Origin of the sequence: Streptomyces sp. NPDC048288, from assembly GCF_043201555.1 — a bacterium.
Classification (GTDB): Bacteria; Actinomycetota; Actinomycetes; order Streptomycetales; family Streptomycetaceae; genus Streptomyces.
This window is the reverse complement of record NZ_JBICZD010000011.1, coordinates 121,544-136,440: the sequence shown is the minus strand read 5'-3', so window position 1 is coordinate 136,440 and position 14,897 is coordinate 121,544. Positions and strand designations below refer to the sequence as shown.

Below are 14,897 nucleotides of genomic sequence, written 5' to 3'. Positions count from 1 at the left end.
TTCAGGCGGCCGCCGTCCCGGCCGCGAAGAAGTCGAGGTAGCGGCGCGCGAGTTCGGCGGGTGCCTCCAACGGGATGTTGTGCCCCGCCCGTTCGATCACCACAGGCGTCACGTCGACCGCGACCCGGGCCATCTGCTCCCCGGGCTCCGCGGCGAGGTAGGCGCGCCCCCCGACGGCCAGCACCGGGCATTCCAGCGGGACGGCGAACTGCGCCCGGTTCTGCTCGGCGTCGGTCTCCGTCGCCCGGTACAGCTCGAACACCGCGTGGTTGCCGCCCGGTTCTTCGAGCCCTCGGGTGTACTCGTCCTCGTCGGCGGCCGTGTACGCGCTCGGGTCCCACATGATCCGCCGCATGAAGTACGTCCAGAAGGCCCGCTCCCGGCCGGTGATCAGCAGTTCGGGGTAGTGCGGCAGGCCGAACAGCGTGCGATGCCAGCCGGTGCGGGGATCCTCGGCGTCGAGCGGCCCGAGGGCGGGCACGGGGAGGCCGGGCAGTCTCGTCTCCTGGAAGACGAGCTGGACGACCTTCGGGCGGTGGAAGGCCGCGACGGCGTAGGCGACGGCCGCACCCCAGTCCTCGCCCACCACGCGGTACCGGTCGTGTCCCAGCGTCGCCATGAGCGCGGCGACGTCGGCGGCCAGGGTCCGCGTGTCGTACCCGGTCGCCGGGCGTCCGGAGCCGCCGAATCCGCGCAGGTCCACCGCGACGACCGTGTGGTGCGGGGTGAGCAGCGGGATGACGTGGCGCCAGAAGAACATGGTCTTCGGCACGCCGTGGATCAGGACGACCGGCTCGCCGCTGCCGCCCGTCGCACAGTGCAGATCGACCCCGTTGACCCGCGGCCGCCCGTGGACCAACGGGACTCCGTCGTGATCCGTCATCCCCAGGGCGCCTGATCCCGTCATCCCCGTCACCCCCGCCTCCTCGTCATCGTCGCCTTCTCGTCATCGGTGGGTGCCCAGGAAACGCAGCAGCATGGCGGTCGTCTCCTCCGGGTGCTCCTCGTAGATCCAGTGGCCGGAGTCGGCGACGACGGCCGGGGTGACGTGGGTGGCGTAGTGCCGCACCTGCCGCGCGACCGACGCGCCGAGGCTGCCGTCGGCGCCGATCGCGAGCACCGGCATGGTCAGGGGCTTCTTCCCGAACCGCGCGTTGTCGGCGATGTCCTGCGGGAACGTCCGGAACCAGGCGAAGCTCGCCTCCAGGTGGGCGTAGTCGCGCAGGTAGGAGGCGAAGACCCGCAGGTCCTCCGGGGCCAGGGCGTCCTTGTGCACCGCGATGCCCCGCATGAAGCCGGTCGTCCAGGTCAGCTCGCGGCCCCGGACCAGGCTCTCCGGGAGGCCGGTCCGCAAGGAGAAGAAACCGAAGTGCCACGCCCCGGGGCCCTGGGCCGTCAGCGACGGGAACTCGTAGAGGCCCGCGTCCGGGATCGGCGCCTCGCTGAGCACAAGCTTGCTGACACTGCGCGGATACTGCGCGGCATAGGCGTACGCGACCATGGTGCCGATGTCATGGCCTACGACGTTCACGTCCCGGTCCTTGCCGAGCGACACCAGGAGCGCGTGCAGCGTGGCGGCCATGGTCTTCTTGTCGTAGCCGGACGCGGGGGCGTCGCTGCGGCCCGCGCCGGGCAGGTCCGGCGCGATGACCGTGTAGTGCTCGGCGAGCGCGGGCATGATGCCGTGCCACTCGTACCAGGTCTGGGGGTAGCCGTGGATCAGGACCAGGGTCGGGCCGTGGCCGCCGATGACGTAGTCGATGCCGGTCCCGGCGACCCGGGTCCGGTGTTCGCTGAAGCCGGCGGGCATCCGCTCACCGGCCGGAGACACCGGCTTGGCCGAGGCCGAGGCCGTGAGCGTGGTCGCGCCGAGGCAGACGGCCAGGGCGAGGGCCGCGGCCGCCAGGGGGCGGGATCCGGACAGACGTAATCTCACTGATCTCTCCAGGGAATGCGCGGGGGGAGGCAGGAAAGGCGCGGCACGGAACACGCGGCGCCCGCCCTGTCGTGACGGCCGGTCAGAAGGAGCCGTGACGGCCGGTCAGAGGGAGTCGTGACGGCCGGTCAGAGGGATTCGACGAGGCCGCCGTCGATGACGAAGTCGGCGCCGGTGATGTTCGCCGCCTGCGGACCGGCGAGGTAGACCACGAGATCGGCGACCTCGGACGGCCGGGTGAAGCGGCCGGTCACCGTCTGGTCCGCCGCGCCGCGGGCCACCTCCCGGGGGTCGACACCCCGGGCCCCGCCGACCGTGGCGGCGACACCGCCGACGCCCTGCCACAGCGCCGTCTCCACCGGGCCGGGACCGATGGTGTTGACCCGCACACCGTGTGGCCCGACCTCCTTGGACAGGGCCTTGCAGAAGTTGGTCAGCGCCGCCTTCGCCGCGCCGTAGTCGATGACCAGCGGGTCGGGCAGCCGGGCGTTGACCGAGGAGACGGTGACCACCCGCCCCGCGCCGGTGGCGAGGAGGTACGGCAGGGCGGCCCGGGTCGCGCGGACGGCGGCCATGAGGTTGACCGTGAACGTCCACTCCCAGTCCTCGTCGGTCACCCCCAGGAAGCCGTCCACCCGGGGCCGTACCGCTCCGACGTTGTTCACCAGGACATCGACACCGCCGTGGAGCGCGACGGCCTCGGCGACCAGCGCCGCCGGACCGTCGGGCGTCGCGAGGTCGACCTCCACGACGGTGAGTTCGGCACCCTGCTTCACGTGCGCGTCGAGGGCCTCGGTGCGTTCCCTCGACCCCGCGACGACCCGGGAGTCGGCCGCGAGAAAGGCCTCGACCACGGCCAGCCCGATGCCCCGCCCGGCCCCGGTGACCACGACGGTCCGCCCGGCCAGGCCCGCGTCCGCGCCGGACGATCCGACGGTCCGGGACGCACCGGAACTCATCGCCCGGTCTCCACACTCTGCCGCCGCAGCCAGCTAAGAACGGTGTCCGCGACCTCGCGCCAGCCGCCGTCGATGGTCAGGGAGTGCCCGCGGTCGGGGAAGTTGATGATGTCGGTGACGGCCTCGGAGTGCCGGTACTGCTTGAGGGTGGCCCGGGTGACGACCTCGGGCACCGTGTGGTCCTTGCCGCCGGAGACGAGCAGCAGCGGGCCGCGTCCGCTGTTCTCCGTGTCGACCTTCGCCGGCGAGTGGGGGTTGAAGTTGGCGGAGGCGGCCTCGTACAGCGGCTTGCCCGGCGCGGGGATGGTCCACCGCTCGTACAGGGCCGCCGATTCCTCCTCCGCGACGGCGTTGCCGAAGGCGAACCGGAACTGCTCGGCGGTCAGCGTGACCGACCGGCGCTTGTTGGCCGGGTTCTTGAAGACCGGGAACGTCGCCTTCAGCGCGGACAGCGGCAGCGGCAGCACGCCCTTGATCTGCGCGGCGTCGATCGCGACCGCCGCGGCGGCGCGGTCCTGGCCGAGCAGCTTCTGCGCGATCATCCCGCCGAAGGAGTGGCCGATCACGACGGGCCGCACGGGCAGCGCCTCGATCAGGGCCGCGTAGTGCTCGACGACGTCGTCGATGCCGTAGCCGGCGACGCTCTCCGGGTTCTGCCGCGCCTCCTCGACGGTGTCGGGGTCCCCGGGCCACCCGGGCGCGGACGGGTCGTAGCCCTCCGCGCGGAACAGATCGATCCACGGCTGCCAGGAGGTGCTGTGCAGCCAGAGTCCGTGAACGAAGACCACGGGAACGGGAACGGTCATGGCTGGGCCTCTCTTGTGTCGGTGTCCTGACCCGGCATGTACACGAAACCGGAAACCCCGGCCCCTTCGCACCGGGGAGACACCCCAGCGGGACGCCCGCACAGAAGCCCACAACTCGTATGACACGAACGGGAATCGAGGCCTTCACACGAGCGACGAAAAAGGCCCCCGGTCCGCGTCTCCGCAGGCCGGGGGCCTTTCATGCAAGGGTGAGTGACGGGACTCGAACCTGTTTCGTATCGCTATCGTGACCTGCGTCTTTGCTGTGCAGGTGGGCAAATCCGGGCGTACGGGTGACAGGTGATGACGCTGGATGACGCTGTGCGGCATCCGGTTTGGCCATGGCCAAACGTTCCCGTTGGGGACGATGGGTGCGCGTGAGGCGCGGGGGTTAGTGCCCTCGCGCGCCGCGCGCCGCTCGCCGGATAGGGCGGTCCTGTCTTCCTGGCGGCCCTTCATGCTTCCGTCGCCGTCCGCACGGTGAAACCGATCCCTTTTTGCAGCCTTGCTGAAGGGGCTCCGGTTGCCGACTCGGGCAGTGACAGCGGGCACCGAATCCCTGACCGTTGTCTCTGCCTCTCTGTGTCAAGCAGAGTTGCTTGGCGTGGCGCACCTCTCCGCGAAGAGTCCCCGTGTCCGGCGATCGCGGGCAGTCAGTCGTCATCCTCGTCGTCCGGTTCGGGCTCCCGCGCGAAGGCCAGGTCAAGGACGTAGCGTTCGTTGGCGGGACACTGGTTCCGGGCTTGCCGGATCTGCTCCGGGGTCCAGTCGTCGCTGATGCTGGTCAGAGTCTCGTCGTAGTAGGCGGAGGTCGCTTCGCGTCCGGCCCCCCATGCGTAGCCCTCGTACACGCCCGGGCGGGGCAGGGGCATCTCGCCGGCGGGCCCCATGGTCAGCTGGTTGCGGACGAGGGTGCCGGTCTCGGACTCGATGCCGACCCGCAGTTCTAACGGCCCCCGAACCCATCTCGTCACCCGCACCATCACCCTGCACCTACTCGAACCACGAACGGCTTAAATCGAGACCATTGATAGTGATCCTGGGTGCATGTGTCTCTGCCCATCAATTTCAACATGAATGCACGCATCTCATGCACTGTCTTGTCGCTGAAGCTTCACAAGTTCTAACCTTGACTCGCTCACTGTGGGCCTCCCCCATAACCACTGTGGCCAGCGAAAGGATGCCGCTGTACCTCAGAGGCGACGCTGCAACCGCGATCCCCGCGCGCGTCGTCTGCGTCTGCATGCGGTGCGCAGCTCCTGTTGCACACTCATCGATCACGATGCTGACCCTGATGCTTCAGGGTCAAAGGGAGTCACGCGCACCATGCAGGAATTCGAGTCCCATCTGCTTGATGTCTTGACAGCCGTAGGCGAGTTGTCGCGACGCAGTCTCGACGTCTATCGAGCCGACCACCGGCACGTGCTGGAACATGCGCACCTGGAGCGCGATATTTTCAGGGGCGGTTACAGCGACCGGCAGATCTACGAACTCGTCCAGAACGGCGCCGACGAGATCCAGAACGAGGGCGAGGGGCGTATCCAGGTCGTCCTGACGGACACTCACCTGTACTGCGCCAACACCGGTACCCCCGTTTCCCCGCAGGGCGTGGACACGATTTTGCACATGAGTTCGTCGGCCAAACGCGGCGGGAAGATCGGGCGCTTCGGCGTGGGCGTGAAGTCCGTGCTCAGTGTCTGTGACACCCCTCGTTTCTTCAGCACCAGCGGTAGCTTTGGTTTCGACAAGCAGTGGTCCTCTCAACTGATCCGGGCCACCGTGCCGGTTCCGGAGGATCAGGAGACGCCGGTCCTTCGGATGGCCCAGGTGTTGGACGACGTCGCGGAACGCAAGCGAGACCGCCGCCTCGACACGTTGATGGAGTGGGCCTCCACGGTCGTAGTGCTGCCGTTGAAGCCGGGTGCGGCTGAGCGGCTCGGCGGTGATCTCCACAACTTCCCGGTGCACTTCCAGCTGTTCTCCCCTCATGTGGACACCGTCATACTCGAGGACGCGCGAAGCGGCCGTCACCGCCTGCGCGTCATCAACCAGGACGCCTCCGGCGACGCCCACACCATCCGCGAGCAGCTGGACGGTAAGCAGATCCGCACGGAGCAGTGGCGGGTGTTCTCCCGCGATCACTCGCCCTCGCCGCGGGCGCTGGAGGCGGCGGGTGACCAGCACGGTCGACCGACGATTCGCATCTCCTGGGCGGTGCCCGGCAAGGGGGTGAAGAACCGCTCTGAACGCGGCGAGTTCTGGGCCTTTTTCCCCACCCACTACAACACGACCCTCACCGGCGTGCTGAACGCGGCCTGGCAGACCAACCCCGACCGCCAGAACCTCCAGACGAGCCCCTTCAACACCGAACTGATCCGAGCGGCCGCGGAGCTGATCGTCGATTCCGTGTCCAAGCTCGTGGAGGCGGACGACCCCGGCTCGTATCTCACGTTGCTGACCGCCCGCGGACGCGAGGCCGTCCAGTGGGCGGACCGCCAGCTCAGCTCGGATGTGCTGGACGCGGCGGTCGTGCGTGCGTGCATTCCCGACCAGACAGGTACTCTGCGCGAGCCGAAGAAGTTGCACCTGCACCCCGAGAACCTGCAGCCGGAGTGGCTGCGACTGTGGGCCGAACACCCCGGTCGTCCGGCGGACTGGGTGCATCACAGCGTCGAGGCCCGCGAGCGTCGCTCACGCGCGCGCGACGTCATGGAACGGGCGGACAGACACGCCGCGTCCGTCAAGGACTGGCTCGAGGCGGTGGTGTCGGACGGTACTCCCGCGGCGAGCATCCTCGCTCTGGTCATCGCCGCCGACATGAAGTCCAAGGGCTCTGGGCACGCCGCGGAGGCCGCCCGTGCAAGCATCCTGCTGACCGAGGACGGCGAATTCCACGTCCCCGAACCGGGAGGCGTGTACCGGCGTGTCACGGCGTCCGGACCTCTTCACGACGGTCAGAAGTACGTGCATCCCGAGATCGCCCTCGACCGGGAGGCTTCGAAGGCCCTGTCCATCCTGGGCATTACCGAGGCCAGCGCCGTAGGCCGCCTGGAAGCCGTCTTGGACATCGGCTTCGCCGGGTACACGGAGGGCGGCTGGGCCCAGTTCTGGGAGCTTGCGCGCCAGGCCGGTGGCGCCCCGACGGTGGCTGCGATCCGGGACCGATGCCCGGGCTACCGGGAGACGATCCACGTACGGTGCTGCGATGGCCGCTTCCGTCCTCTGAACGTGTGCCTGCTGCCCGGTCGCGTTGTCCCCTCGGACCTGTCGCGCGACGCGCACGCGGCCGTCGATCCGCGTTTCCACGGTCCGGACATGGCGGTGCTCAGGGATCTGGGGGCCTCGGAGATCCCGACTCTTGCGCATGTCGACCAGGAGGCAGCGTGGTTCGTCGGGTACTTCGAGTACGCGCTCGGCGAGTTCAACCAGTCGCTTCCCGGCCGACACGTCGGTCCCAAGGCGATCGTTGTCGAGGGCTCCGACACCGCGGGGCCGTTGGCACTGCTGTTGGATCTTTCCGAAGAGGGACGCGCCGCCTACGTCCGCGCCCTGCCCCGCCACGGCGTCCCGCACACCTGGACCGTGCGCCGCCCGAACACGGGTGCGCAGGTCGCGGTCGCCTCCCCCATCGTGTGGCTGATACAGCAAAGGGCGCACCTGCCCACCAGTCAGGGGCTGCACCGCGTCACCGGGTCGGTCGCCCCCGAGCTGCGCGCGCAGGGTGACCTCCTTCCCGTCGCCGAGGTCGACTCCGAGATCGCGGCGGCGCTGGGTCTGGCCACGCAGATCCGTGACGTCCCGGCCGGTGCCTGGCATGTCCTGTTCGAGCGCCTCGCCGCCACCGACGACGACGTCCTCGTCGGTCGCGCCTACGCCCTCCTCGCCCGGGCCGCGGAGGGCGAAGCCGATATCCCCTGGCCGAGCGACGAGGACACCCGGTGCCGCGTCGGTGAGGAGTGGGCGTCCCGGCCGGACGGCGACATCTATGTGACCCACGATCCTGCCAAGTACCGTTCCCTGAGGGCCCATCGGTTGCCCGCGCTCCTCGCGCCGACCGCGGCGGACGTCGAGCTCATGCGCAGGCTGTGGCTGATGCCCGATGCCGAAGACGCCATCAAGGAGGAGATCGAGCACGTACCGGCCGGCGATCCAACCCCTCTGTTCGACGTCTACCCGCGGCTCAAGCAGCGCCTCCCGCACGACACGGACCTTCGGATCGTTCAATGCTCTTCGCTCGTGCGCGTGGTGACCACCCCCAGCCATGGGCGGAAGGAAGAACCGCTGACCCAGACGCGTTCCGGCTCCGACATCCTGCTGTGCGGCCCCGAGGACGAACTGTCGATGCTGATGGCGGTTGTCGCCGCGCTGGGCCTTCGCCTCGACGAGGCCGCTTGCCACGCCCTGTTGGCGCAGCAGGTCAAGGACCGGGAGAACGAGAAGTTCGTCGAGGTGCGCCGGGAGCCCGACGTCGCCCGCAAACTGCTGTTGGCCCTCGGCGTCGACCGTCTGCGCGACCGGCTTCCCGCGGGTCTGCTGATCACCGACGAGGAGCTGCGCGGCGCCCCGGCCGACGACCTGCGTGTCGCGCGCCTGGTGATGGCCTCCTACGGGGACGACGTCCTGCGCACCCTCGCCACGGCCTTCCGTGAGGCGGGATTCGAAGACACGCCCACGCAGTGGGTGGGCGGGTCCAGGACTCGAGCGTTCCTGCGCACCTACGGCTTCCCCGCGTCCTGGGCCGGCGACCCGGATGACACGCCACCCCCCACGAGCTTCGCCGTCATGGGGCCTCGAACCCTCGCCGAACTGCACGACTATCAGATCACGGTCGTAACCAACATGTATCGCCTCCTGGTCCAGGACACCCCGCAGCGGGCGATGCTCAGCCTGCCGACCGGAGCCGGCAAGACCCGTGTCGCGGCAGAGGCGACCATCCGCGCCATGCGCGACGGCCACCTGGTCGGACCGGTGCTGTGGATCGCGCAGAGTGAGGAGCTGTGCGAGCAGGCAATCGCCACCTGGGAGTTCCTGTGGCCGCACCTCGGTTCCGCCTCCAAGCTGCACATCAGCCGCATGCGTCAGGGCCACCATCCCGAGCCGTTCAGCGACGGACATCACCTGGTGGTCGCCATCGACGACACCCTCGTCCAGCGTCTGGCCGACGAACGGTACGCGTGGCTGCGCTACGCCGCGGCGGTCATCATCGACGAGGCACACTTCGCGATCCCCAAGACCTACACCAAGATCCTGGATCTGTTGGGCATCGATCAGTACCGGGTCTCCCGCCCCCTGATAGGCCTGACCGCGACCGCCTATCGCGGCCGTAACGACGAGGAGACCCGACGCCTGGTCAAGCGTTTCGGTGAGCGCCGCCTTGACTTTGGCGCCTTCGACGGGGACGACGAGAACGCGGCGCACCGACACCTGCAACGCCTCGGGGTGCTCTCCAAGGTGGAGCAGCGCGAGCTCCCCGGCGGTCGCGTCGCACTGTCGCCTGCCCAGGCCGAGACGGTCCTGCAGAACAACGGCATGCGCATTCCCGACGACATCACCAAGGAACTCGCCGACGACGTCTCCCGTACCCAGCGCATCGTGGCGGAGATCGAGAAGCTCGACAAAGGCTGGCCCGTCCTCGTCTTCGCGACCTCCGTGGAACACTCCAAGGTCCTCGCCGCGCTGCTCAACGATCGCGGAGTCTCGGCCGCCTTCATCGAGTCGAAGACCAGATCCAGCATCCGGGCCAAACGCATCGAGGACTTCCGCAACGGCAAGATACGGGTCCTGACGAACTACGGGGTCCTCACACAGGGCTTCGACGCGCCGAAGGTCCGTGCCGTGGTCGTGGCGCGCCCCACCTACAGCCCCAACACCTACGTGCAGATGATCGGTCGTGGACTGCGCGGCCCCGCCAACGGCGGGGAGCCCGAGTGCCTCATCCTCAACGTCCGCGACAACATCGAGAACTTCGGCCGTGCCCTGGCGTACACGGAGTTCGAGCACCTGTGGAAGGAGGCCTACTGATGGATGCGTACGGAACCAACAGCCCTCTCACTCCGGAGCAGTCGGCCGTCGTGGAACAGCCCGCCGACGCGTTGGTCCTGGTCACGGCCGGAGCTGGAGCAGGCAAGACCTTCACGCTGGTGCGACGCCTGGACCACCTCTTGGATGACGAAGGGCTGAGCGCAGGAGAGATCCTGGTACTGAGCTTCTCCCGGGCCGCCGTGCGGGAACTCAGAGAGCGGATCCTCCTGCAGGGCGGTGAGGAGGCACGACAGGTCAGGGTCACGACCTTCGACTCCTGGGCGCTGGACGTGCTCACCCGGATCGATCCCGCAACAGACTGGCGCAGCACCTCCTTCGATGAACGCATCGAGCAGGCCGCCGACGCGATCGCCGACGGCCGGGCGGACGTCCTGTTCGAAAAGGACCTTCGCCACGTCGTCGTCGACGAGGTGCAGGACCTGACGGGAGGACGCAGCACCTTGGTGGAGAATCTGCTGGAACGCTTCGACTGTGGATTCACCGTCGTCGGCGACCCCGCGCAGGCGATCTACGCCTTCTCGGTCAGCAATAGGGAGGACTTGGTCCGAGAACCGGGGCGCTTCTTCCGCTCTCTGCGCACCCTGTTCGGTGACGACCTCGTTCACCTCACGCTCAGTCAAAACTTCCGCGCCCGCACGGAACAGGCGCGCACAGCTCTGCGGTTCGAAGCCCGCGTGTGCCACAGTGGTGATCTCGACGCGAGTGGCGCCGAGGCCCTTCACGAGGAACTCCGTCAGGAGCTGCTGGCAACCAACGACTTCGGCGACCTCAACGAAGCCTACTTCCGGGACCTGTTGAACGACCCGGATCGCTCCACCGCACTGTTGTGCCGCACCAACGGCCAGGCGCTGCTCCTGTCCGAGCAGCTGCACACGCTCGGCGTCGATCACCAGCTGCGCCGGGGCACTCGGGACCGCTCGGCCCCCGTGTGGTTGGAGGCCCTGTTGCGGGAAGTCGACGGCTCCTCGCTGTCCCGCCGCGCCTGGGACGATCTCCAGCACGCCGGGCACGTGCTTCTCGCGGTCCCCGACGGTGACCGCCTGTGGCGGCTGCTGCGTGGGTCCTTCGGTGACCCCACCGGCCGCGCCGTCGTACTCGACCGTCTGCGCGACGCGCTGGCTGGCGACCGGCTCCCGGACGAGCTGACAGCTCAGCCGGAACACCACTTGATGGTGTCCACCTTCCACCGCGCGAAGGGACTGGAGTTCGACCGCGTCCTAGTCGTCGACCCCGACCCTCTGGATGCGGCACGCTTCGACTCCCCCACCCTGGCCTCCGAGGAGATCCGGGCCCTGTACGTCGCGATGACCCGACCGCGCGAGGAGCTTTACCGTCATCCCTCACCCGACGTCCGTCAGGTGCGTCGCTGCCCCGTAACCGGGCGGTGGGGTCGCTACGGCTGGAAGAAATGGGAACGCAGGGGCGTCGAGATGAAGAGCGGGGACGTGCACGTCACCCACCCCGCGGGCACGATCGGATTCACCAGCGACGTGAGGGACCTGCAGCGCCTCTTCCGTGAGGAGCTGACGGCCGGCACCTCCGTCACCCTGGACAGGATCGACGCCACGCCTCCCACCGGCGAGGAGGGGGACGCTTTCGGGGGCATGTCGCCCGGCTATCTGATACACGCCGGCGACCGCCCGATAGGGGTGGTGTCGGACTCCTTCCGGAAGGACCTCCACCGATATCAACGCCAGGGGCCGAAACATCGCCCGTCCACGTGGCCCCGTCAGATCACCGGCGTTCGTATCGAGTCCGCCGAGACGGTGAGGGGCAGCGCCGCCGCCGGCAGCGCTGCGGGGCTGGGTGATCACGGCGTCTGGCTCGCCCCGCGCCTGGGCGGACTGGGCCGCTTCCACTACGACCACACCACCGGCGTGTCGGAGGGCAGCCATGAATGACCATCACGAGCACTATCGGTTCAGGGAGGAACTCGTCAAGCGGCTGCGCCGCGACCTCCTCGGTCCCACGGGGGCGGACGCCGATTCGACGGAGACCATCGGCGACTGGCCCGTGACCAGTTACGCCCTCGGTGTGCTGTTCCCACGCATTCGGGATAAGGACGGTCTCGTCGCCGAGGCCCGTGAACTCGACCACGAAGACGCCGACTCCACCCTGACCATGGACGAGACCCCCGACACCGGCGTCACCCTGGCGAGCGTCCGCAAGCCCTCGGCCCTGGGGCTGACCTTCGCCGTCGACCCCGCGGTCTGTCAGACCGTCACCGTTACTGTCACCGCCGCCGTGTACGACCCGGTCGACAAAGCTGGCGTCCCCACCACGGCCGAGCGTGCGGAACGACGCACGACCGATGAGCAGGACCTGTACTGGCGGCGGCGCCCCCTGTCCCTTCCGTCCGTGCCGGTGAACGTCACCGAGCTGCGGCAGGAACCGCGCCCTCTCGCCCCCGGCCTCGAACTACGTGTACGGGTACGCCGCCCCAACGCTCCCCGGGGCGTTGTCGCCGTGACCGCGACGTTGGTCAATACCCACGAGATCGCATCGGGGCAGATCCGGGACACCTTCTGCTTCTTCCAGACACAGATCCGTGTCGCGACCGGCGACGGCTCCCTGGCTCTGGTTGAGCGGCCCGCGCCGCCCAGTACGGACGACGAGGTGGTCCTGAGCCGACTGCTGCACCGGCACGCCCCCAACTTCGCCACCGGACACGGCTGCGCGGCGGACTGGCATTGGCGGCCCCCCACACCGCGCGACCTGCGGCCGCAGGACTGTGCACCGGCCGCGACGTCAGCGGTGTGGAGCGAATTCGCGCCGTCCCACGAGGTGCTGCTGACCGATTCCAACCCGGACATCGATGTGGACTCGCTGGGCATGCGGTGGCTGGCCGACGCCGACGACATCGACGTCGTCCGGGCTCTGCGAGGGCTGACCACCGCCTACGGCGCCTGGACCGCGGATCGCCGGATCGACGCCTCGACGCTGCGCGCCCACCATCGCGTGGATGCCGACTTCGCGCGGGTTCTCGACCAACAGCTCGAGCTGTGCGACCGGGCCCGGCGCCGCATGGACTCGGGTATCGCTCTTTTGGAGCGCGATCCTCAGGCCATGCGTGCCTTCCGCCTGGCCAACCGGGCCATGGCAACCCAGCGAGCCCGCACCTCGTGGATCAAGAAGGACAAGGTCGGCGAGCCCGTCGAAGACGGAGTCTGGCGTCCCTTCCAGATCGGGTTCCTCCTGCTGTGCCTCGACGGCATAACCGACCCCAACCACCCCGATCGCGAAACCGCGGACCTGCTCTGGTTCCCCACCGGCGGTGGCAAGACCGAGGCCTACCTCGGTCTCATCGCCTTCACCACCTTCCTACGCCGCCTGCGCCTCGGGGAGCGGGGTGCAGGTGTGACCGTGCTCATGCGCTACACGCTCCGTCTCCTGACACTGCAGCAGTTCGAACGGGCCTCCGCACTCATCTGCGTCATGGAGAACATGCGCCGCAAGGAACCCGAGGTCCTCGGGGACGAGCCGATCTCCATCGGCATGTGGGTCGGCAAAGCCGCCACCCCCAACTACCTGACCACCAAACAGGACAAGGAGAAGTCCGCGGAGACGGGCCTGCGCAGGCTGGCCGAAGGCAAACAGCTCCACGAAGCCAATCCCGTGCAGCTCAGGTCCTGCCCTTGGTGCGGGACCGTACTGGACCACCACGCCTACACCGTGGAGGCACAGGAGCGACGCCTGGCAATCCGCTGCCCGAACGGCGGCTGTGCATTCCACCGGGGCCTGCCGGTGCACTTGGTGGACGAAGCCGTCTACCATCACCACCCCACCCTGGTGATCGCGACGGCCGACAAGTTCGCTCAGATCGCTTGGCGCGAACAGGTGGCGGCGATCTTCAACCAGGACATCGAACACCTCGAGACCCCGCCACCGGAACTGATCGTCCAGGACGAGCTGCACCTCATCTCCGGACCGCTCGGGACCCTCGCCGGACTCTACGAGGCGGCGATCGACCTGGCCTGCGACCGCCCGAAGATCATCGCGTCCACGGCGACCATCCGTCGCGCCCAGGAGCAGGGAAAGGCCCTCTTCGACCGACCGGAGGTGGCCCAGTTCCCGCCCGCGGGCCTCGACGCCCGCGACTCCTGGTTCGCCGTCGAGACGCCGGCGGACAAGAAGGCCACCCGCCGCTACGTCGGGCTCCTCGCCCCCGGCACCTCCCAGGCCACACTGCTGGTGCGCGCCTACGCGGCGCTGCTGCACCACGCAGCCGTCATCGACGGCGACGAGTGCACACGTGACGCGTACTGGACGCTGGTCGGCTACTTCAACAGCCTTCGCCTACTGGCCGCCGCGGAGCTACAGGTCCGAGACGACGTCCACCAGCGTCTGGAGCTCCTGGCGAGCGCAGACGGCCTGCCGAAGGGGCGTGCACGCGAGGTGGACCAGCTCACCGAGTTGACCAGCCGCGTGGCGTCCAGCCGCATCCCCGACAAACTCAAGGAGTTGGAGACCGGCTGGCCCAAGACCGCCTCCGACATCGTCTTGGCCACCAACATGATCTCCGTGGGCGTGGACGTGGACCGTCTGGGCCTCATGGCCGTGCTGGGACAGCCACAGACCACCGCGGAGTACATCCAGGCGACCAGTCGCGTGGGGCGTCTGCATCCCGGGCTCGTCGTCACTCTCTTCAACTCGGCCCGCTCCCGTGACCGTTCACACTACGAGGGGTTCGTCCCCTACCACTCGGCCCTTTACCGGCAGGTCGAGTCCACCAGTGTCACCCCCTTCTCGCCGCGAGCGCGCGACCGTGCCCTGCACGCCGCATTCATCGGGCTCGCTCGCCTCACCATCCCCGACGCCCGTCCCAACACGGCCGCAGGCAGCGTCAAGAATTACGCCGACCGGCTCGTCGATCTGAGAAACGCGCTCGTCGAGAGGGCCCGGAACATCGACCCGGTCGAAGCCGACCACGTGGCACAAGAGATCGACTGGATCATCGAGGACTGGTGCGCATACGCTGCCGACAACCCACACCTGGTCTACGAGGCACCCCGGCGTCGACGCCCCCGCGAGAAGCGCCAGGCGGACACTGCACTGCTGCGCGCCCACAACGATGACGACCTGACCGAAGCCATCGATACCATGTGGAGTTTCCGCGACGTGGACGTCGAATCCGACCTGTATCTGGAGGCCTGA

Annotated in this window: 8 protein-coding genes; 3 read left to right on the top strand and 5 right to left on the bottom strand. The window is 68.6% G+C overall.

What is annotated here, in order from left to right; all coding sequences use genetic code 11:
• Position 1: 1 nt before the first annotated feature.
• The 5 genes from ACGFZS_RS34855 to ACGFZS_RS34835 all read right to left on the bottom strand — a co-directional run bounded on the left by ACGFZS_RS34855 (position 2) and on the right by ACGFZS_RS34835 (position 4,675).
• Positions 2–883 (bottom strand): alpha/beta fold hydrolase, encoded by an 882-nt coding sequence (locus ACGFZS_RS34855; protein WP_393798450.1) that lies wholly within the window; start codon positions 881–883, stop codon positions 2–4.
• Between the two features lie 63 nt (positions 884–946).
• Positions 947–1,936 (bottom strand): alpha/beta fold hydrolase, encoded by a 990-nt coding sequence (locus ACGFZS_RS34850; RefSeq protein WP_393798449.1) that lies wholly within the window; start codon positions 1,934–1,936, stop codon positions 947–949.
• 128 nt (positions 1,937–2,064) lie between these two features.
• The gene (locus tag ACGFZS_RS34845) at positions 2,065–2,895 is read right to left on the bottom strand and encodes an SDR family NAD(P)-dependent oxidoreductase (protein WP_393798448.1); all 831 of its coding nucleotides are present in this window, start codon (positions 2,893–2,895) and stop codon (positions 2,065–2,067) included.
• Positions 2,892–3,701, bottom strand: a complete 810-nt coding sequence (locus ACGFZS_RS34840; RefSeq protein ID WP_393798447.1) for an alpha/beta hydrolase — start codon at positions 3,699–3,701, stop codon at positions 2,892–2,894. Before ACGFZS_RS34840 ends, ACGFZS_RS34845 begins: the two co-directional genes overlap by 4 nt.
• Before the next feature lie 653 nt (positions 3,702–4,354).
• On the bottom strand, positions 4,355–4,675 hold the full coding sequence (locus ACGFZS_RS34835; protein ID WP_393798446.1) for a hypothetical protein: 321 nt from the start codon (positions 4,673–4,675) through the stop codon (positions 4,355–4,357).
• Positions 4,676–5,027: 352 nt separating this feature from the next.
• Between ACGFZS_RS34835 and ACGFZS_RS34830 the strand changes: the two genes are divergently transcribed.
• Genes ACGFZS_RS34830 through ACGFZS_RS34820 form a run of 3 tightly spaced genes read left to right on the top strand, consistent with a single transcriptional unit; the run spans position 5,028 to position 14,897 of the window.
• The gene (locus tag ACGFZS_RS34830; protein ID WP_393798445.1) at positions 5,028–9,722 is read left to right on the top strand and encodes a DEAD/DEAH box helicase; all 4,695 of its coding nucleotides are present in this window, start codon (positions 5,028–5,030) and stop codon (positions 9,720–9,722) included.
• Positions 9,722–11,644, top strand: a complete 1,923-nt coding sequence (locus ACGFZS_RS34825; RefSeq protein WP_393798640.1) for a UvrD-helicase domain-containing protein — start codon at positions 9,722–9,724, stop codon at positions 11,642–11,644. Before ACGFZS_RS34830 ends, ACGFZS_RS34825 begins: the two co-directional genes overlap by 1 nt.
• On the top strand, positions 11,637–14,897 hold the full coding sequence (locus ACGFZS_RS34820; RefSeq protein WP_393798639.1) for a helicase-related protein: 3,261 nt from the start codon (positions 11,637–11,639) through the stop codon (positions 14,895–14,897). Before ACGFZS_RS34825 ends, ACGFZS_RS34820 begins: the two co-directional genes overlap by 8 nt.